Annotated in this window: 18 protein-coding genes and 1 pseudogene; 11 read left to right on the top strand and 8 right to left on the bottom strand. The window is 45.8% G+C overall.

The annotated features are described in order from the left end of the window. Positions 1-83: 83 nt before the first annotated feature. A complete protein-coding gene (locus AYJ58_RS00490) occupies positions 84-1,592 on the bottom strand; it encodes a helicase HerA-like domain-containing protein (protein WP_106648289.1) in 1,509 nt (502 codons plus the stop codon). A gap of 217 nt (positions 1,593-1,809) precedes the next feature. On the opposite strand from AYJ58_RS00490, the gene AYJ58_RS00485 reads away from it, so the two are divergent. The 4 genes from AYJ58_RS00485 (at position 1,810) to AYJ58_RS00470 (ending at position 4,001) form a co-directional block, all read left to right on the top strand. Next, positions 1,810-2,037 (top strand): hypothetical protein, encoded by a 228-nt coding sequence (locus AYJ58_RS00485; RefSeq protein WP_106648288.1) that lies wholly within the window; start codon positions 1,810-1,812, stop codon positions 2,035-2,037. A 20-nt stretch (positions 2,038-2,057) separates the two neighbouring features. Beyond that, positions 2,058-2,483, top strand: coding sequence for a hypothetical protein (locus tag AYJ58_RS00480; protein WP_106648287.1), 426 nt, complete (start codon positions 2,058-2,060; stop codon positions 2,481-2,483). Between the two features lie 141 nt (positions 2,484-2,624). Beyond that, entirely contained in the window at positions 2,625-3,503 is an 879-nt protein-coding gene (gene ypfJ / locus AYJ58_RS00475) for a KPN_02809 family neutral zinc metallopeptidase (protein ID WP_106648286.1), read from the top strand. Between the two features lie 51 nt (positions 3,504-3,554). Further along, positions 3,555-4,001, top strand: coding sequence for an NUDIX hydrolase (locus tag AYJ58_RS00470; RefSeq protein ID WP_105250367.1), 447 nt, complete (start codon positions 3,555-3,557; stop codon positions 3,999-4,001). Between the two features lie 25 nt (positions 4,002-4,026). Here the strand turns inward: AYJ58_RS00470 and AYJ58_RS00465 are convergent, their stop codons facing one another. The 5 genes and pseudogenes from AYJ58_RS00465 to AYJ58_RS00450 form a co-directional block, all read right to left on the bottom strand. Then, on the bottom strand, positions 4,027-5,226 hold the full coding sequence (locus tag AYJ58_RS00465) for a class I SAM-dependent methyltransferase (protein WP_106648285.1): 1,200 nt from the start codon (positions 5,224-5,226) through the stop codon (positions 4,027-4,029). 323 nt (positions 5,227-5,549) lie between these two features. Continuing rightward, positions 5,550-7,526, bottom strand: a complete 1,977-nt coding sequence (locus AYJ58_RS00460; RefSeq protein WP_106648284.1) for a hypothetical protein — start codon at positions 7,524-7,526, stop codon at positions 5,550-5,552. A gap of 255 nt (positions 7,527-7,781) precedes the next feature. Next, positions 7,782-8,732, bottom strand: a complete 951-nt coding sequence (locus AYJ58_RS00455; protein ID WP_106648283.1) for a response regulator — start codon at positions 8,730-8,732, stop codon at positions 7,782-7,784. A 240-nt stretch (positions 8,733-8,972) separates the two neighbouring features. Continuing rightward, positions 8,973-9,080: pseudogene (locus AYJ58_RS22175) on the bottom strand (IS110 family transposase); the annotation flags it as partial. Between the two features lie 356 nt (positions 9,081-9,436). Next, positions 9,437-10,204: a hypothetical protein gene (locus tag AYJ58_RS00450; protein WP_106648282.1), complete on the bottom strand. Its 768-nt coding sequence runs from the start codon at positions 10,202-10,204 to the stop codon at positions 9,437-9,439. Positions 10,205-10,808: 604 nt separating this feature from the next. On the opposite strand from AYJ58_RS00450, the gene uvrD reads away from it, so the two are divergent. The 6 genes from uvrD (at position 10,809) to AYJ58_RS00420 (ending at position 17,893) form a co-directional block, all read left to right on the top strand. After that, a complete protein-coding gene (gene uvrD, locus AYJ58_RS00445) occupies positions 10,809-12,977 on the top strand; it encodes a DNA helicase II (RefSeq protein WP_106648281.1) in 2,169 nt (722 codons plus the stop codon). Between the two features lie 138 nt (positions 12,978-13,115). Next, positions 13,116-13,976: a 4-hydroxybenzoate octaprenyltransferase gene (ubiA, locus tag AYJ58_RS00440; RefSeq protein WP_106648280.1), complete on the top strand. Its 861-nt coding sequence runs from the start codon at positions 13,116-13,118 to the stop codon at positions 13,974-13,976. Positions 13,977-14,215: 239 nt separating this feature from the next. Beyond that, positions 14,216-14,611, top strand: coding sequence for a VOC family protein (locus tag AYJ58_RS00435; protein ID WP_106648279.1), 396 nt, complete (start codon positions 14,216-14,218; stop codon positions 14,609-14,611). A 34-nt stretch (positions 14,612-14,645) separates the two neighbouring features. After that, complete coding sequence (locus AYJ58_RS00430; RefSeq protein ID WP_106648278.1) at positions 14,646-15,695, top strand: NAD(P)H-dependent flavin oxidoreductase; 1,050 nt, start codon at positions 14,646-14,648, stop codon at positions 15,693-15,695. A 124-nt stretch (positions 15,696-15,819) separates the two neighbouring features. Beyond that, positions 15,820-16,737, top strand: coding sequence for a TlpA family protein disulfide reductase (locus AYJ58_RS00425; RefSeq protein ID WP_106648277.1), 918 nt, complete (start codon positions 15,820-15,822; stop codon positions 16,735-16,737). A gap of 85 nt (positions 16,738-16,822) precedes the next feature. Next, positions 16,823-17,893: an AI-2E family transporter gene (locus tag AYJ58_RS00420; RefSeq protein WP_106648276.1), complete on the top strand. Its 1,071-nt coding sequence runs from the start codon at positions 16,823-16,825 to the stop codon at positions 17,891-17,893. A gap of 26 nt (positions 17,894-17,919) precedes the next feature. Here AYJ58_RS00420 and AYJ58_RS00415 read toward each other — a convergent pair whose 3' ends face one another. Next, entirely contained in the window at positions 17,920-18,204 is a 285-nt protein-coding gene (locus AYJ58_RS00415; RefSeq protein ID WP_106648275.1) for a helix-hairpin-helix domain-containing protein, read from the bottom strand. Positions 18,205-18,282: 78 nt separating this feature from the next. Continuing rightward, a complete protein-coding gene (locus AYJ58_RS00410) occupies positions 18,283-20,343 on the bottom strand; it encodes a S9 family peptidase (RefSeq protein WP_106648274.1) in 2,061 nt (686 codons plus the stop codon). 158 nt (positions 20,344-20,501) lie between these two features. On the opposite strand from AYJ58_RS00410, the gene AYJ58_RS00405 reads away from it, so the two are divergent. Continuing rightward, positions 20,502-21,020, top strand: a complete 519-nt coding sequence (locus AYJ58_RS00405; RefSeq protein ID WP_063883683.1) for a DUF2975 domain-containing protein — start codon at positions 20,502-20,504, stop codon at positions 21,018-21,020. Positions 21,021-21,022: the final 2 nt, after the last annotated feature.

The following is a 21,022-nucleotide window of genomic DNA, read 5'->3' as shown; positions in this document are numbered from 1 at the left end:
AACGCTAATGCTAGTGTTAACCTGTATAAGAAATATGCGATCTATCACACAGCTTTCGAATATGTGATCTAATTATGGATTGCCTAGCGTCGAGTCGATTTACCTAACATCCCGCCTAATATGCCGCGCAAAATTTGTTTGCCTAATTGGCTGCCGACAGTGCGTGCCGCTTGCTTGGACAAGGTCTCAGCTAAACCTTGGCGGCGTTTATTACCAAAAATAAGTTCACTGAACCAACCTTGTTCTTCGGCTTTTTGACCCGTTTGGCCATCATTTGCTGCATCACTTGCTGTGGATGTGGGGTTGCTGGTGGCAGCGCCACTACGCCTTTGGTTAAGGCGTTCGTAGGCCGATTCACGGTTGATGGAATGATCGTATTTGCCACCAATCGGGCTTTGGGCACGGACTTGTTGTAACTCCTCATTCGCGGCGGGTCCCATGCGGCAACGCGGCGGTGCGATGAGTGCGCGCTCGACCATAGTCGGCACGCCTTTGTCGGCTAGCATAGACACTAAAGCCTCGCCTACGCCGAGCTGGGAAATAACCTCACTGACAACCAGTTTGGGGTTAGGCACAAAGGTTTCGGCGGCGGTTTTGACCGCCTTTTGATCCCTTGGCGTGTAAGCTCGCAGGGCATGTTGAATGCGATTACCCAATTGTCCGAGAATTTCGCTCGGCACATCATCAGGAAATTGCGAGCAAAAATAAACGCCTACGCCTTTTGAGCGAATAAGGCGCATGATCTGTTCGACACGTTTTAATAAACTCGGTGGACAACCTTCAAAGAGTAAATGGGCTTCATCGATAAAAAACACTAGCTTAGGTTTTTCGGGATCGCCGACTTCGGGCAAATTCTCGAATAATTCTGACAGTAGCCAGAGTAAAAAACTTGAATATAAACGGGGAGTTAAAATCAGTTTGTTCGCTGCTAATAAATTGATAATGCCGCGCCCTTGTAAATTAGTGCGCATTAAATCTTCAAGCTGTAACGCGGGTTCACCAAAAAAGTCTTTGCCGCCATCGCGTTCTAGTCCTAGCACAGCTCGCTGAATCGCTGCGAGGGATTGGGCGCTGATCAAACCGTATTTGGCGGAGATTTCTTTGCGCTCCTCAGCAACTAAAGCCAGCATGGCCCGCAGATCATCTAAGTCGAGCAACAATAACCCTTGGTCGTCCGCCAGTTGAAACACTATGTCTAAGATGCCACTTTGGGTGTCATTTAATTCTAAAATTCGACTGAGTAAGGTTGGGCCCATTTCGCTGATGGTGGTACGCAGCGGGTGGCCTTGAACGCCCGCTAAATCCCATAACACTACAGGGTTGGCTTCGTTGTGATAATCCTCAATGCCAATTTGCGCCGCCCTTTGTAACAGCTTTTCACTTGGCGTCCCCGCCATCGCAAGACCTGAGATATCGCCTTTAACATCTGTGATGAACACTGGTACGCCTTGGCGTGAGAAACCTTCGGCTAGGCTCATTAGCGACACGGTTTTACCTGTTCCTGTGGCGCCGGCAATTAATCCATGGCGATTGGCATACTTAAGATTTAAGTGAACCTGCTGATCACCTTTCCCAATCAATAGAGTATTCAAGGGCATTCCTTATATTAACTTTAGCGCCTGTAAATGGATTGCAGCTCCATATTTAAGTCGCTGTAGCGCGTCGTTTAAGAGTATGAAAATTCACCATTGAGTGTTGGCCTTGGTATTATTTCTGTCAATGTTAGTGTTATACAGCAAAGAGCAAAATTGTTAATGTCATTGTGGTTAAACGTGTCATTATTGTTGTACTAATTAGAGCGCTTTAAAGATGAAAATATTATTGATTATGTTAGCCTTATTATCTTCACTGTTGATGTCTGGCTGTGCCGAATTAGCATGTTCTGCCAGAACCGATGTCGATCCCTATGAGCCCATGCTAGATAAACAGCGCTGCGTTTCCGAGGCGGATAGAAATCTCGACGAGTACCAAAAGGCAAAAGCAGCGGAAGAAAAACAACGGCTGAAAACGGCCATAGAGCAAGCCACTCAAAAATAGTTAATTTAGAAAGGATATCTATGAAAGGTGCGGGCGGAACACAGGGCGGGATGGGACAATTTTTTATGGGTCTTGCCATGATGTGTGGCGGATTCTATTTATTGTTCAATGCAATACAAGTGAGCTCTAGTTTTGGACTCGGCTATGGCTTATATCGAGTTAACGCCTTTGGGCAAGGCATGTCGATCACCACAGGCATGGTGATGCTACCGTTTATTATCGGCATTGTGATGGTGTTTTTTGACGCTAAGAGTAAGTTAGCTTGGCTGCTGAGTTTAGGTTCGCTAACGGCCTTGATTGTGGGGGTTATCAGCTCGATTCAATTCCACTTTAAATCCATGTCGGCCTTTGAACTGATCGTAATCCTCGTTTTGGCCTTTGGTGGTTTAGGATTGTTTTTACGCTCACTGAAAGACGCGCCCACAAGCGATACTCAAGTGAAATAACCACTAGACTCTTAATCTCTAGACTCTTAATCACTAGACGCTAGAGTGCAAATACGAAATAGAGCTGTGCATCTAAGCGGCTCAAATAGCGATGTAACGAACGGTTTAACGAGAGTTTTAACTACTGAGTGAAGGAATGCGATGCGCTGGCGTGACACTGACAGAAGCTCCAATATCGAAGATAGACGCGGCCAGCAAATGGCATCGGCGGGTGTGCCGAGTGCCTTGTTACTCAGGTTCTTGCCCTTTTTGCTGAGAACTAAACTTGGCCGCGTGGTGTTGTTCATCGGCGGCATTTATATTGCTTTTCAGTATTTTACCGGTGGTCTGTTACTCGGCCCCAGCACTCAAGCTAATCTTAGCCAATCCCAATCTAGCGCAACAACAGCGGTACAGGATGAGAATGTCCAGTTTGTGGCGGCCATTTTAGGTACCACAGAAACCGTTTGGGGCCAGTTACTAAAAGGGCAATATCGAGAGCCTAAGTTAGTGCTTTATCGCAATATGACCTCCACTGGCTGCGGTATGGGACAGGCGCAGTCTGGGCCTTTCTATTGCCCCGCCGATAGCAAGGTATATATCGATCTTAGCTTTCTCGATGAGCTTAAAACCTTAGGCGCGCCCGGCGATTTTGCCTTTGCCTATGTGATTGCCCACGAAGTAGGCCACCATGTGCAAAATCTACTGGGCACTAGCGCTAAGGTGCGCCAAGCCCAGCAATCTGGCAGTAAAGTGCAGGCGAATCAATTGAGTGTTGCACTCGAATTACAGGCGGATTGTTACGCGGGTATTTGGGGGCATTATGTTAATCAACAACTTAACTTACTTGAAGCAGGCGATTTAGCGGAAGGCATTGCCGCCGCCAGTGCAGTGGGTGACGATCGTCTGCAAAAGATGGCGGGTCGCGCCGTACAGCCCGATGCTTTTACCCATGGCAGTTCGGCGCAGCGGGTGAAATGGTTTAAGACAGGGTTTGATTCGGGTAATCTCGCCAGTTGTAATACCTTTGCTACAAAGTGATTTTATTTGATATCTCAAATGCATACCGAATATAAGTGCAAGGATAACTGAGTGGCCTTTAACGATACCTTTAGATTGAGCAGCCACGCGGTTATCACTAATGCGCAGGGACAAGTGCTATTGCTTAAGGCCAATTACGGTAACTTTGCTTGGGGTTTGCCCGGTGGCGCACTCGAGCCCGGTGAAACGATTCACGAGGCCTTGGTGCGCGAATGCCAAGAGGAATTGGGGTTAAGTGTGCGGGTTAACTATTTGAGCGGCGTGTATTATCACAGCGCCTATCAATCCCAAGCCTTTATTTTTCGTTGTGAACTGCTATTGCCTGATGGGCCTGATGTGGCAAAAAATGTGGCAGAAGACGAGTCTCTGCCAATCCAATTAAGCCACGAACATTCAGAGTTTGCCTTCCACGATATCGACACCCTCAGCGCGGTGCAGCAGCAAAGAATTAAAGATTGCCTCAATTTCAACGGGGTTGTCATGAGCGCAAAGTTTTAATGCTTTGCCAGTAAACCGCCGGCCGTTAATCGGCTTGGGTTTGCGCGAGTAAGGTTTCTAAGCAGTGTTCCTTTATCCCGTAATAGGCTTTAATGTCAGCTATTTGCGCGAGGATTGCGGCGCTGTCTTTCTGATTCTGTTGTGGCTTTTTAACGGCCAAAATCATCTTATTCTTATTGGTATGTTCTAGGCTGATAAATTCAAACACCTTAGTCGCATAACCATTGGCTTCCAAAAATAGCGCACGTAATGAATCCGTCACCATTTCAGCCTGTTGGCCCATGTGCACCCCATATTGCAGCATAGGTTTAAACAATTCTGGGCTGTGCATCTGCGGGCGAATTTGTTTATGGCAGCAAGGCGAACACATGATGATGTCGGCATTGGCGCGAATGCCATAATGAATCGCATAGTCAGTGGCGATATCGCAGGCGTGCAGGGCGATCATCACATCGGTTTGCTTAGGCGCATGGGTTCTCACATCGCCGCAGACAAACGATAATCCTTGATGATCCAGCGTAGCAGCCGTTTCATTACATAAATCGGCCAAGGCTTGGCGTAATTCCACCCCAGTCACCTGCGCATCATTGTGTAGGCTGTGACGCAGGTAGTCATGGATTGCAAAGGTGAGATAGCCTTTGCCTGAACCAAAATCGACCACATTGATCGGTTGGTCATTCTTGTGGGGTGAGGCTTCGAGTGCTTGACTGAAAACCTCAATAAATTTATTGATTTGTTTCCATTTACGCGACATCGCAGGGATAAGATTATGTTGGCTGTCCGTCACTCCTAGCTTGGTCAGGAAAGGCCGTTCGATATCCACAAAACGTTTTTTCTCACGGTCATGTTCTAATGGCGCCGCGACGGTTTGTTTAACGTTATGTGTGCTGATTTGGACTTTGCCTTTTTTGCTGATCTCAAGCTGAACTTCTGCCTCTGCCGTAGCTAAGTGGGCGCTCTTAAAATCGCTACCGAGTAACAGTTTTATGCTGGCTAAGCCTTCGTCATAACTCAGGTTTTTAGTGATGTGATTCGTCTGGTGTTGATACACAAACGACAGCATAGATTCATTTTGCAAACTGATCGGCCGAATCGTAATGCGCTGCAAGCTTTTATCTGCCCCTCGGTACTTACTCAACAATAGTTTGATCAGACTATTCTTCGCCAAGCTGTCAGCCAAAAGCTGGTAAAAATCATCAAAAGAATTAAGCGCTGAATGGGACATTATTGTTTCCGAAAAAGTAACCAAGAAAAACAGGGTGAGTATTCTAACCGCGATCCGCCGCTACCTAAAGTTATTCTCATTGAAAGGAGGGTTTGGGTCTAAAGCATTGCCCATGTCTGGCTATGTTATTGCCCCACATCTTCAAGCTAAATACTAAGCCGTAAAGGATAAAGGTGCTTTGGATAGTGAACCAAAGCGCTCCCGTATCGCGATTGTCCGTTTTTGCGAGAGTAAGCGATTAAACAACAGGGTGAGATAAAGCTAAAAAAAAGCGTCGGACTGCTTGCACTTACACAGTCCGACAAAGTGGAAGATCTATTTCGTTAAGGTTGAGTTGGTGTTAGCTCTACTTGCCAAAGGGAGAGGTTATTGGCGGTGTCAGTGATGCTGACTAATGCCCTTTGATTCCCTTGACAGGATTTGCCGAGCAAAGGACTAATGGTCATAGTTTGGGTGTTGCTGTAACTAAAGGTTGCTGTACCTGCGGTTGTTACTGAAAAATTGGTATTGATTTGAGTATTACTAGTCACCTCAGTTAAGTTCACATCACCTATGGTGTCGCCAATATCATTCTCTGCAAGATTTTGAACCAACATAGTGTAACGCGCGCCGCAACGATTATTACCGAAACTCGTTATACAGCGATTCTCAGTGTCGCTCGTGTATTCCAAGTCAAATTGCAGCGGTTTATTGACTATGTCAGCACTGATAAAGCCTGAAATATCTCGCACTGAGGTAATTCTACCTAGGCTTGTTCCTGCAGCCGAGCTTGGTTTATCCACAAGTTCTGAGACAAAGCCACCAATATAATCGAGTGAAAAAGTGCCGCCATCAGCACCATTTTCAACTGCGATCATTTCTCCCCAAGCAGTGGTCTTGATTGATGAAAATAGGTAGTTATCCGATGAATCAGCATCATAGAGTCCATTTGGGCCATCTGATTCGACTGTGGCAGTAAATTTATAGCCGCTAGCATCTTTGATATAACGGCCAAACTCACCAGACTGTGGCTGCGGTGATTTACCTTCGTAACTATCGGTATTTGCTGTATGGCTAATGGCATATTGTTGATTGGGCAGGAAAGTGACAAAACTTTCATTATCGGTTTCTGGATCCAGCACGTGCCAAGTACCAACCAGCGGATCGCTGCTATCTTCAATGCGTGTGAGGGTAATGTCTCCTTCAGTGTTATCGATAAAGCTCACCGTCAGTTTGTCTAAATTCACGGTCGCGTTATTGACTGTGCTTCCTTCATCATAAAATCCTCCAGAACCATCGGATTGCGCAATGATGCTGACACTAAAGCTGCCTGTTTGTGAATCCCAGGTGTAATGACCATATTCCACCGATGCAGCGCTTTGACCACCGTCACTTTCATGCTCGTGGATCATGATGTAGCTAGAATGATCTTTAAATGTCAGCACAGTCCGTTGGCCATCACCTTCGGTGAATAACCAGCTGCCTAAAAGTAAGTTTCGATTTGAACTGTCAAAGTGTGTTAATGCTTGAGTCTCGCTGGTTAACGTTAAGCCTGAGTTCTTGGTCGTAAAGGCTGCATTGATGTTGGCATCGAAATCAGCACTGGTGATATCGAGTACGGTATCGGCTAACAGTTCGTGGCTTGTTGCCCTCACTTGAATCCCATTTTCAACATCACAATCCTTATCTAAGGTTTGTAATAGCTGCAGGATATTAACTTTGGTGACTTGGTTACCTGCGGCAATTTCTGTGGGTGTGATCAAGTTTGCTGCCGCCGTTGCAGGAAACATTATCGCACCCACGGAGAAGGTGACATGCTCACCTTTAAGGTATTGATATTCACCGATATCACTCGTGATTCCTGCTTCTTTGGTTTCGGTTTGGTAGTTAATGCCCGCGACTGGGCTGTCCCTCAGTATTCCGGTTAGCTCAGCATTGGGGTTATCTTCGCAGGTGACTAAAGTGGCGACCGCTGTTGTCGCATTTAAAGTGCCACTGCCATTAGTTACGCTGCAAGTTTGTGCCGCAGGTTGAGTGTTAACAGTAATCGCAAAGCTAATGCCTTCGTCTTGCATGGTGGGAAATGTAAAGGCCTTATCTGTGCCATCACTTTGAATCGACAGTGTTTCTACTGCTTGACCATTTTTTTGTAATTCGAGCTTAACTGTGTCAGAAAGCCCTTTCACATTGCCTTTGATAGCAAGCTGTGGAGTCGGGGGCGGTGTCGGTGTCACTTCATCGTCGTCATTGTCGTCACCACCACAGGCAGTCAGTATTAGTCCTGCGAGTAGCGGAATAGCAAGGAGGTAGGTCGGCTTCATTATATCAATTCCTTTTATGAAACTTAGGTAGACGTATTGAGTTACGGAGCTAAATCCACAGGCGCTTTCATTGCTTTACTGCGGTTTATGCTGAGCAATCGATATACCGAAGGCATAGAACAGTTATCGATAGAAAAAGGTATATAACGGCTATCTTAAATCTGTCTTTGAAATCTATTGATTAAATTTGAATGTTATAATTATCAATTAGTTACTCGATAGCTTTAGATGATGACTAATCTGCTGAGTGCAGGGCTAGTGTGGGGACGACTCTAAATCAAAGGAGTCAATAAGCGGGGTCAAGTGTTGATATAAATCTTCTGCTTCGACGGCAATGTCATTGGCGCCATGTTCGCGGGCTTTTTGCCTTAACGCCTCAGAGGGCATAATGGTATATAAGTAAATGGGGGTTGGTATGCCAAGTTCCCTGATCATCCGTATCATTTTTAGGCCCGCCAAAGGATCGGCTTCCCGTCCCATATCGGTAATAATGGCATCGTAGCGATAGAGACCTAGTAGCGTGAGGGCATCTTGGGTTGTTTGTGTGGTGTACACCCCAATCTGTCGTTCTTCGAGGTATTGCCGTTCAGTTTGATTATTCTCAGGATGGTCATCCACCCAAAGGATCCTTGCTTTGACATTATTGGGTTCTGCTAACACTAAGGGATTGGCACGCTGAGTTTGCTGGTGGCTTGCTACTGCAAGTGTTATCGCAACAGACGCGATAAATAGCCACAGATAACGCAAGTAAACTCGTTTGTAGCTTGGCTGGGTTTGATTTGGGCTTTGTTGCCGATCACTATCGGATTGCGGTGTTTTACTAGAATCGAGATTGACTGTCGGGGTGTCGGTATTCAGGGGCGTTGTTGTTTGTGCATTATCGTTCTGTGAATTGAGGATGGCGGCAATATCATGGGATAAGCGGTAACCTCTTCCGTGGAGTGTTTGGATTATCGGAATTTCTAATCCTGCTGAAGCGAACAATTTACGAGTATCTGAAATTAGCCTAGCTACTGACCAACTGCTCACGACTGTGTTAGGCCAAATTTTTTCGAGTAAAAATGCTTGGTCACAGTGTGCCGGATAGGCTTCAATCAAGAGACTAATCAGTAGGATAACGCGTTCATCACAGTTAATGCGTTCACTATTGCAGTGCAGAGTGCGGTTTTGAACATCCAGCATAAACGTTCGAAAAGTGTAATGCATTCATGTCCTTTTGCGTTTCTAAGTCTAAGTCAGCTTAGAGTTGTTCTAAATGTTAATTATTTGTTGTGTCCTAATTCAAGCGAAACTTAGCTGTTTAGTCAACTTGATTTGTGCTCATGGGGTGGGGAAAGCTCGAATAAAAATCTGGCTACCCAGCTCATTTTCGCGAGCTCAACCGCATTTTGACGGTCTGAAACCGCACCTAATTTGTTCTTTAGGTAGCAAAATTTAACAATGGGTGTCTTGATAAACTGCTATTTTCTTTTTGATTAACTTGCCTGCTTTATCGACACCAACAGCATGAAAAACAGACTTTGCGATATCTAAACCAATTGTAGTAATCTTCATAAGTGGCCCCGTCCTCTTTCTGATGAGTTTTAGCGACTACATCGTGGCCCATTGTGAGGCCGATTAAAAGTGGATGGGTCCATTCCATTATCCATGCCTCGATCACGCAACGAACGCAAATGCCCTGCGGCAACTCCGAGGGGATGGCGTATTCCTTTGATTGTTGAGTTGTCTGTTGGTCACTAAAAGCATTAAATAGTTGTGGATGTCTTGTTTCATCCTTAATTACTACTTTCGGCATCTGTTCACAGAGTTGCCTAAACGTTCAATTGACGACGATATGTCTGATCTCATGACGTGGAATGTTGATCTGAGTAACATTGAGTAAGGCTTCACTGGTTAATTAACCGCTTACATTATATTCGTTCTTCATCGTATCTTGCCCTAAATAATTCTAGATTTTCAGCATCGTATGAGATGTAGCGATCAACCAATGATTCTAATGGGGTATTCGGATCATGAAATACTGAAGCCAATCCATTTGGAACAATGAAATCTTCAGGTAGTTCACGTTCACGTAACAGAACGACCCGATCAGATATGGACTTATGATAATAGAGCATATCTCCGATTTCGATAGGAATAAATTCACAGTTATCCACTGGATTGTATATTGACATATGAGCTATCAAAAAGAATATAGATACCGAAGTCTTCAAGTACTCGTGGAAGGTTATCCCCTTCGGCAATATAAAAACATCAATAGCAGATCTATCAAATAACAATTGCTGATAATCTCGATTAGTGTTTTTCTGAAAACCTACTATTTCCTTTGCATCGAGGAAAAATGTAGCGATTGGAAAAGCAAATTGTTCACTTTTACAAACAACGCCTTTATGTCTAAATTGTTTTGTTCCACTTTTCGAGTGAAACTTAACGACGGGATTACTAATTTGATTATCTTTATAAGAATAAAAGCCATGCCATGAGACATAAGTCACATTCGAAAATAGGTGTCTATCCAACTTAATGTTAATTAACCCATCAATATGATCTTTTGGGGAACACTCTATTATGACATCAGATTCACCATAAATAGGAGATTGCCTTTTAGGTGAGTTTTGTACTTTTATTGCTAATAAAACTGTTCCACTTTTTGATTTTAAGTAAAACTTGTTACTCATCCTAGCCTCCTTTACGAAGAATATAACGTCTTAGTATTTATGCGCTGCGCTGTTTGCAGGGCATAAATCTAAGGCAACCGCATGAGTGATTACTTTTTAAACGCTACGTTTAACTTGCAAGCAAAAGAACAAGCAACCATCCTAGCTATGGATATTTAACGAACTAGGCCTGTCTGCTAAATGCTCTAATTCTATTTAATAAACGTTCGCGATCTTGCTCCGGGCATAAATCGCCGCTGCCACATCCATGTCAATTGGAATAAATGATGCTATAGGAATTTGCTTTTTTGCGGTAGCGGTTTTTTATACAGTTTGATGGGTAATCACTTGATATCGTTTTAGCTTTATCATTCTTTGCTGGCTGGCAGAGATACTCAAAGGTTAATAGGATTAAGCACTGTCATGGAGGTGACCGTTGGCGGCATGGATGCCGTCGTCGAGCCCTCAGGGATGAGTTAATGGCGAGTCACTGGAATGACAGTGCTTAATCAATTTAGTCATTACAACATAAGTGCAAATCAAGGTGTGGCTCTTGTCTTGAGGATCAAGCGCGCAGTCGAGTTTTCTTCTGTTATAATGCCTCCTCGATTTTTTGGAGGCGAGAATGGACGTATCTTCTTTACTAGACGGCCTGAATGATAAGCAGCGCGAGGCTGTCGCGGCACCGCAATCTAGCATGTTAGTGTTGGCGGGCGCGGGCAGTGGTAAAACTCGGGTGTTGACCCACCGCATTGCGTGGCTGATGCAGGTTGAACAGCAGAGTCCTTACTCGATTCTTGCGGTGACATTTACCAATAAAGCTGCGGCTGAGATGCGCGAGCGAGTTGAAAAAGTCGCTGGCACTAATATGGGCCGCATGTGGATTGGCACGTTCCACGGCTTGGCGCATCGCTTGTTACGCACTCACTTCCAAGATGCGGGTTTACCGCAAAGCTTCCAAATCCTCGATTCTGACGATCAAGTGCGCTTGATCAAACGTATTCTTAAAAGCTTGAATTTGGATGAGAAACAATATCCTCCACGCCAAGCTCAGGGTTATATCAATGGTAAAAAAGACCAAGGATTACGCCCTAAACATATCGATGCGGGCGGTTTTCCGCTTGAGCAGAATCTGCTAAAAATCTATCAGGTCTACCAAGAGTCTTGCGACCGCGCGGGTTTAGTCGATTTTGCCGAAATCCTATTACGTGCCCATGAGTTATGGCTCAATAAGCCGCACTTGTTGGCCCATTATCAAGACAGATTTAAGCATATTTTGGTGGACGAGTTCCAAGATACCAACGCGATCCAATATGCGTGGATCCGCGTGCTTGCCGGTCAAACTGCCAATGTGATGATAGTGGGTGATGACGACCAATCGATTTACGGTTGGCGCGGTGCTCAGGTTGAAAACCTACACCGATTCTTAAAAGATTTCCCGAGTGCGACCACGATTCGCCTCGAGCAAAACTATCGCTCGAAGGGCAATATCCTTAAAGCGTCCAACGCCTTAATCGCCAATAACCCAGAACGTATGGGCAAAGAGTTGTGGACGGATGAAGCCGATGGCGATCCGATTTCGCTCTATTGCGCCTTTAATGAAATGGACGAGGCGCGCTTTATAGTCGGCCGGATTAATGATTGGCACGAAAAGGGCGGCAACCTCAGCGATTGTGCGATTTTATATCGTTCTAACGCTCAGTCGCGGGTATTGGAAGAAGCCTTATTACACAAAGGTTTAGCCTATCGAATCTACGGTGGTTTACGCTTCTTCGAACGCCAAGAAATTAAAGATGCCATGGGTTACCTGCGGTTGATTAATAACAAAGACGACGATGCGGCGTTCGAGCGTGTGGTGAATACGCCGCCCCGTGGCATTGGCGATCGCACTTTGGATATTTTGCGCTCCACTGCGCGCCAGCATGAGTTAACCCTGTGGCAGGCGAGTGTGCGTTTGCTCGACGAGAAAGTGCTCGCGGGCCGCGCAGCAAATTCTGTGCGTGGTTTCATGGACTTAATCATGACGATGCGTGAAGACACCCAAGATATGGTGCTGTATCGCATGGCCGATACAGTGATCCAAGCTTCGGGTCTTAAGGCCATGTATGAGGCCGAAAAGGGCGAAAAAGCCCACGCTAGAATCGAAAACTTAGAAGAATTAGTCACAGCGGCACGTACTTTTGAGCTACCAGAAGAGCTGGAGGACATGGGCGAACTTAACGGTTTCCTGTCCCACGCGGCGCTCGAAGCGGGCGAAGGCCAAGCCGATGCCTTTACCGATGCGGTGCAGCTAATGACGCTGCATTCTGCCAAAGGGCTAGAGTTCACTATGGTGTTCATGGCGGGGGTCGAAGAAGGGATCTTCCCGAGTAAAATGGCGCTCGAAGAGGGCGATAGACTCGATGAAGAACGCCGCCTCTGCTATGTGGGCATGACCCGCGCCATGGAAAAACTCTATATTACCTATGCGGAATCGCGCCGCATTTATGGCCGCGAAGATTACGCGAGGCCATCGCGTTTTATCAAAGAGATCCCACCGCAATATGTGGATGAAATTCGCCTCAAGGCGCAGGTTTCAACCCCGATGGCGAATAATCGTTTTAGCACCCAAAAGTCGGCAGCCACAAACGATACGGGTTTCAACGTCGGCCAACGAGTCAATCACCCTAAATTTGGTGAAGGCAAGGTGACCAACTTTGAGGGCAGCGGCGCCCAAGGGCGAGTACAAGTGAGCTTTACTGACTTTGGCAGCAAGTGGTTAGTCGTGGCTTACGCTCGTTTAGAAGCACTGTGATGACTGCCATCATCGCGATAAATGTCAGCTTTTTGTGACACGTTTTTAGGGCGCAAATTCGCATCGGGAGAAGCATGGGTATATGATGCTAAGCCTGAAAACGAGTGGAAACTTGAGGGTATTGGGAGTACCTAGTTAATGAATTTAAAGCAAAAGTGGGATGTGTATTCCCGTCTTACTCGAATCGACCGCCCCATAGGTACGCTATTATTGCTGTGGCCATGTTTGATGGCGCTAATGTTAGCTGCGGGTGGTATGCCGGATCTTAAGGTCTTGGTTATCTTTATTATTGGCGTAGTGATCATGCGTGCCTGTGGCTGCATTATTAACGACTATGCCGATCGCGATCTCGATTCTTTTGTGGAACGCACTCGAACACGCCCACTGGCCAGTGGTGAAATCAGCACCAAAGAAGCGCTGATACTGTTCGTCATTTTAGGTTTATCCGCTTTTGGTTTAGTCTTATTACTCAATGGATTAGTCGTTAAATTATCCGTTGTCGGTATTATCCTCACGATTATTTATCCTTTCACTAAACGCATCACCAACATGCCGCAGATGTTTTTAGGCATAGTGTGGAGTTGGTCTATCCCTATGGCTTACGCCGCACAAACGGGTGAAGTGCCGATGGAGGCTTGGTGGTTATTTGCCGCCAATTGGTGTTGGACAGTCGCCTACGATACCATGTACGCCATGGTCGATAGGGACGATGATCTCAAAGTAGGCATTAAATCTACTGCGATTTTGTTTGGTAAATATGATCGCCAAATCATAGGTTTATTTCAGCTTGCCGCCTTGGCTTGCTTTATCGCCGCAGGTTGGAGCGCCGACCGTGGTTTACTGTATGGTTTAGGCATACTGACTTTTGTTGGCTTTAGCACGTACCAACAAATGCTGATCTTTGGTCGCGAGCGAGCCCCTTGTTTTAAAGCCTTCCTCAATAATAACTGGGCAGGTTTAGCCTTATTTGTTGGGCTGGGTGCGGATTATTTGATTTAAGGGGGATTGAGCCGTTAGTTTGAACATCGACTTTGCTTTTTGGCCTCTCGCTCTGAGAGGCCTTCATATAGACTCCAATCTCTATCCCCCTGAATACGTAGGTTTACATTTTAAGTCCGATAATTGACTAGAGCTTACTGGTTTTTGCTGCCGTGTTTAGCCTATAGTGCTGAGTCCTAAGTGTTAAGTTTATATTGGCATCTATGACTAACATCATGCTTAAGTAACAAGGAGTCGTTATGTTTATTCCGCCAGGATTTGCACGGGTTAGCCCGTACATGATTATCAACAATGCCGATAGTTTAGTGGCCTTTATGCAAAAAGCCTTTGATGCTAAAGCGCTACATATTTCCCATCGATTGGATGGCAAAATAGCCAATGCGCAGATGCAAATCGGCGACTGCCTATTTATGTTAAGCGAGGCGAGTGAAGCGTTTCCGCCAATGCCTGCATCCTACTATTTGTATGTGGAAGATGCCGATAAATCGGTGGCTCAGGCGCTCGCGGCTGAGGGCGAATTAATCATGGATGTGGCGGATAAACCCTATGGCGATCGCCAAGGTGGAGTGCGGGATCCCGTGGGTAATTTGTGGTGGATATCCCAGCGTTTAGCCGCAGGGCCATATCAGGATTGATCGTCAAGTGATAACCAGTCAAAGGAGGTGAGGTATGCCGTGCCAGTTAACCCGATTATTTGGAATCGAATTACCAATTATTCAAGCGCCTATGGCGGGTGTGCAGGACAGTGCTTTAACGATAGCCGTGTCTCAAGCGGGTGGGCTTGGCTCCTTGCCCTGTGCCATGTTATCCCTCGAAGCCTTAGGTGCCGCCCTGACACAGATCCGTGCCCAAACGACTAAGCCCATCAATGTAAACTTCTTTTGTCATTACGAACCCGAACCGCAAGCGGCGAAACAAGCTGCATGGCTCAAGCAACTCGCGCCTTATTTTGCTGAGTTGGGTGTCCATACTGATAGCCAAGCTGCGGGAGCACAACGCGCACCTTACACGAGTGCTCAGGCTGAAGTGTTAGCCAAATTCAAACCTGAGGTGGTGAGTTTTCACTTTGGTTTACCCAATGAAGACTTGTTGCTGGAGATAAAGTCTTGGGGTTCTAAGATCATCTCGACGGCGACCACAGTGGAAGAAGCGCTCTGGTTAGAAGCGCGTGGCGTAGATGCCATTATTGCGCAGGGTTTAGAAGCGGGCGGCCATAGGGGACATTTTTTATCCGATGATTTAACCGAGCAGCTCGGCACTTTTAGTTTATTGCCGCAAATCATCGCTGCCGTGGATATTCCTGTTATTGCAGCGGGTGGCATAGTCGATGCCAAAACCGTGCGTGCCGCTATGGCGATGGGCGCTTCGGCGGTGCAAGTGGGGACGGCCTATTTACTTTGTCCTGAATGCACCACCAGTGATATTCACCGTGCCGCCCTGCAAAGTGAGGCGGCGCAACATACGGCTCTGACTAACTTATTTTCCGGTCGCCCTGCCCGTGGCATAGTGAACCGTTTTATGGCCGAGATGGGGCCGATAAATGAGGCTGTGCCAGATTTCCCCTTGGCATCCTCGGCAGTTGCAGGCTTAAGAGCTGCGGCCGAGCGACAAGGGTTTGGTGATTTTAGTCCGCTCTGGTGCGGCCAAAATGCAACCGGCTGTCAGGCGATTCCTGCCGCAGAGCTCACTAAGCAATTGGCGCTAGGCTTGATAGTTTAAAATATTGTATTGATAGACTATTAATACTGACTTTTCTGCTCACTAAGGCTTACATTTTTCATGGCCGCAAATCACTGGCCCTATAGTGCGGATGCGAGTGGTCTATCAATTTAAGGAAAACACTATGTTGTTGCGTCAAATCATTGTTATGTGCCTTGCCGTCGTGAGTTTTGCTACGTTTGCGGGCGACAAAGCCTATCAAAATATTGCACTTAAAACCTATCCCGAACAGCAGCAAGTGACCTTAGGCAGTGTTGCGGGTGACAAGCCGATATACCTAAAGTTTTGGGCAACTTGGTGTCAGCCCTGTATGGAACAAATGCCGCATTTTGAAGCCCTGCAGAAGAAGTATCAGGACAAGATTAATATCGTCGCACTGAACATCAATATTAATGAAGAGCAGCCTAAGATCGCTGACGTTATCGCGCGTTTCGGGCTCACTATGCCAGTGTGGTTGGATAATGAAGGTGAGTTGGGTGTGGCTTTAGGCTTGGTCGGCACGCCCTATAGTGTATTGATCAATCGTGCGGGTGATGTGGTTTACACTAGCCACGAGTCAGACGCTAATTTAGATAAGTTTATCGATATGTTGGCGAATGGCCAAGAGTTGACCGCGCAGACAACTGAAGCGCCCAGTGCCGCGCAAACGGCTAAGTTACTCAAGCCTTGGGAACAAGGTGAGCATCTACTCTTTTTCACTGCAACCTGGTGCGATTGGTACTTGGCCGAGAGCCGCCCAGAAATGTCGAAAGAGTGTATTGCCGTGCAAAAAAGCTTAAATAATCTCGCGCAAAAAGTGCCGAATAAAGCGTGGCACGGTGTGGTCAATCACCTGTGGACAGACGATAAAGCGCTCGAAGATTTTAAGCAGCTTTATCAGACTAAAATCGATTTTAGTATCGATGAGTTAGGCGTGTTATTTAATCATTTTAAAATCCGCAATATTCCGACGTTACTTTGGGTTAAGGACGGGAAAGTCGTTCAGCGCATTACCGATTTTAGCCAGCCAGAGCAACTCGTTAAGCAGCTCTCGGCGCAATAAGCTCATTTCAACTGTTAGGCTTTTGATAGAATGCCGAGTGTTTTCCATCTTATCGTTGGATTGTATTGTGGGGAGTGTTAGCACTATGACGCCGATTTTCAGTAATGCCGCGATTGGTCGTAGTTTGTTGATTTTGCTCTTATGTGCTGGCGTGTTCTTTTTTATCGACTTTTTAGTGCCTGCCTTAGCCGCCTTGATTGTGTGTTTTTCGAGTTGGCCTCTTTATCAAAAACTATTGGCAAAATGCGGTGGTCGCTCGGCGTTAGCGGCAACTATTGCCCTGTGTTGTATTGTGCTCGGGCTGATTATCCCGCTGGTGTTTGTATTTTCCTATGCGTTACAAGAAATTAGAACTTGGGTTGATTGGTTGGTGTTTACTAACCAACACGGTTCGCCCGTGCCCTTGTGGATCAAAGATTTGCCTTGGATGGGTGAGTGGTTAACCCTGCAATGGCAGCAATTTATCGGTGAACCCCACGAGCTAGGTAAAATCATCAGTGCCATCAGTGGTCAGAACCTGAGTGGCATTTCCCGCTGGGTACTGCAATTGGGCTGGAATACTTTAGGGTTGTTATTGACCTTGCTCTTTATGCTTATTACGTTGTTTTTCCTCTATAAAGATGGCGAGCAAGTGGCCAAACAGCTGGATATTGTCGGCGAGCGAGTATTGCCCGCCCGCTGGCATAGCTTCTCCCGTGTGGTGCCTGCTACGGTCAGTTCGACTGTGATTGGCATGACGCTTATCGCGATCGGTGAGGGCATAGTGCTGGGGATCGCCTATTGGATAGCGGGTGTGCCTTCGGCCGTGGCTTTTGGGGTGTTAACTGCCTTTATGGCCTTGGTTCCCGGCGGCGCGCCAACCATGTTTACCTTGATTTCACTCTATCTTGTCGGCACTGGCGATATGACGGCGGGCGTCGGCTTATTCCTTTGGGGCAGCATAGAGCTGTTTATTGTCGATAAAACCTTAAGGCCTAATCTTGTCGGTGGGCCGATTAAATTGCCTTTCTTACCGACTTTTTTCGGTCTGATCGGCGGCGTGAAAACCATGGGATTTGTCGGTTTGTTTGTTGGCCCCGTGTTGATGGCCTTGCTGGTGGCGATTTGGCGGGAATGGTTAAGGGAAGAACCTGAAATAATACAAAGTGATAAATAGGCGGGAGCTAAAAGTTAAGGTTTAGTCTACCCTAAGGCATTTTTGCGCTCATCGGTGTAAAACCACCAAGGTTTAGCATCTTCGCCCGCCATAAAACGGGTGATGGAGATAAACACATCGAGCATGCAGGGGTCGTGTCTTTTTCCGGTCAAACGATTGAGTGCTTGATACAGGTCGTAGGGATTTTGCCCCAGCAGTTGCTCAGGTTTATCTATGCCGAGCAAACGTAAATCCGCCGCACAGGCTTTGCCAATATTCGGCAAATCAGTTAATTGCTTCACCTCGGCACGCACTACTTTCGCAGGATTCATTTTTATCCCTAAGCAAATGAAATATAAAATCTAGGCTAGTTTGCCGCCTTTACCTTCCTTGGTAAAGGCGGCAAAAGCTTAGAGTTTACTGATATCGACGTTCAAGCTGTCTAAGTGTTTTAGAATTTCAGGGTTCACATTAGTATCGACACGCCCGCCTAAATGCTCAGCAAAAAACTGTTCAGTGGCGACAATCGATGCCAGCTTGTTGGCGCGTTTACTGAATCCATGTCCTTCGTCTTTTGCCAGCACGTACTTAACGGGTAACGATTTTTGGTACATTTTTTTCGCAATATTATCTGATTCAACTTGAGTCACTCGCGGATCATTCGCTCCTTGGATAAGCATCAGCGGTGCTTTTATGTTATCGACAAAATTAATTGGGGAGCGGTTCTCCATATCTTGTTTTTGTTCAGGAATTAACGGGTCTCCCACTGATTCAAACCATTGACCTAAATAGGGGCGCCAGTAATCGGGGAAAGACGCCATTAGCGTGACTAAGCTTGACGGCCCCACATAGGCGATCACAGCTTGGTAAAGATCTGGGGTAAAAGTCGCGCCGGATAAAGCCGCATAACCACCGTAAGATGCGCCAAAGATCCCCAAGCGATTTTTATCCGCAATCCCTTGTTCAACCAAGTAATTTGCACCATCAGTTAGGTCATCTTGCATACTGCCAGTGCCCCAATTGTTATTGCCTAAGTTGAGGAAGTGTTTGCCAAATCCTGTCGATGCGCGAAAGTTTGGCTGTAACACGGCATAACCACGGTTGGCATAGAACTGAGCAATCGCATGGAAGTAACCAGAGTCTAGCGCCCAGTAGTCCCGAGCCCAAGGGCCGCCATGGGGCAGAATGATGGTGGGTAAATTGTGCTGGTTTCCCTTTGGTAATGTCAAATAAGCCTGAATTTTTACACCATCCCTTGCGGTATAGACTAGGGATTGTCTGGGTGATAGCAGTTCTGGTTGTATGCTTGGAGGAATATCTGCGAGTAAGTGGATATCACCATTAATGACATTGTATTGGTAATCTAAGCTCGATGCCCTATCGCTCGCGACGTTGATCTGCCAGAGATTATTTTTCTCGTTACGTTCGGTAATGGTTATTTCAACATCTTGATTAAAATGCCTATTGATCACATCCCAGTGCTGAGCAAACTCAGTATCAAGTGGATATGTTCTTAAGCGACCGCCGTAATAGGAAATGGCTAAAGGTTCACCAGCATCGTTAAACAATACCTGATAAACATCCGCTTCATCGTTAGGATCTTTGTGCAAGGTTTCATATTTTCCCGTCATAAGATCAACTTTGAGCAGTTGTTGTTTATCCCGCTCACCGATGTTGGCACTGATATAGGCGAGTTTTTTCGCATCGTTTACTTTTAAGATATCAATGCTTTCCCCCTTAGCTGTGTGGATTATTTTACGCCAAGTGCCATCAATGAGTGTGTAGAGGCTATAGCTGTTATCTAGATTAGTGCTACTGCCTATAACGGGATGCCCTTGTTTATTAAACTTCATTTGCACCAAGTTTAAGTTGTTTTCAAAAATAGGCGTTAGCTTGCCATCATGGGTGTTGAGCCAATAGATATCCATCCGACTCGGTTCATCGTGGTTCGCCATCACAACCAGCTGCTCAGGGTTATCCTTGGGCTGTTCCATGACGCTGTATTTCACCTTGTCATTGTGCGTCAGTTGCTGCTCTTTTGGCTCTATTTTGCCTTGGGGAGTTTCAAAGCTGAGTTTAAAAATTTGGGTGTTTTCATTTCCCCCTTTATCTTTCATAAAAAAGAGTTCGTTACTGTTTGATGACCATTCAAATTCTTTAATAGGTTCAATGGACTGCGTTAAGAGTGTCGCACTTGCAAGATCGCTTTTATCCGCCATTACATAAATATTGCTCGCACCTTGGTATTCCTTTGTGAAGGCTAACCATTTACCGTCGGCGGACATTTTTAAATGGTGAATATTTTGCTCATTGAAAAAATCTTCGATGGGAATGAGCGGCACTTGGGCTTGCTGGCTGTTAAGCCTATCCGTATTGGCTTTTTGCTCTGTGGTTGAGGTTGAACAGCTTGCGAGTAGCATAGCGGCAATAGCAGCACTGCATAACTGGCTTGTGAAGGAGGATAATCGCATTGTTGTAACCTTGAGTTGTTAGAAGTGACATCATGTTAATACGAAAATTAATTATCGTAAAACAATAAAATTATATTTCTTTGCAATATATTTTACTGAACGAGTATACTAGCCAAGGTTAAAGAGCACTGGGATTGGATTAAATTTAGGATTGAGTGATGAATAAAAACATAGAAAAGTTAATAAAAATCAGTGCATTTTTCCGGTGGGTGATTTTGTTGGCCGCTACGATTGTGGTGGTGTATCTGGGTTATAGCTACTTAGTCCATGATGAGATACGTTTTGGATCGAATAATGGATTGTTCCAAGCGCTATGGGTATCGCCTGATGCGAGTCAAACCCTGTTGCTGTTAATGTTAAGTCCATTGTTTATCACGTTTTTACTGGGTGTTTATTGGCTGCAAAAATTATTAGCCTACTATCAAGACGGCTTGTTTTTTAGCGACGAAAGTATGCATTGTTATCTGTGGTTGGTTTGGCTTAAGGTTGCCGCCTTAGTGATAGAGATACTGCAAACCTTAGGCGTAGGTTACTATCACAAGTCGCTTTTTGAGGATACCCGTATCGACTTGGCGCTCGATTTTGGCAATATCACCACGATTTTATTGATGTTGCTGATTGTTTATTTGCTTAAAGCTGCCCGAGATTTTGAGGCAGAAAACAAAGAGTTTGTGTAATT

The sequence above is a fragment of the Shewanella sp. Pdp11 genome, assembly GCF_002838165.1.
In the GTDB taxonomy this organism is placed as follows: domain Bacteria; phylum Pseudomonadota; class Gammaproteobacteria; order Enterobacterales; family Shewanellaceae; genus Shewanella; species Shewanella hafniensis.
Note: the sequence above shows the minus strand (reverse complement) of the source record. Positions and strands in the feature narration are given on the sequence as shown.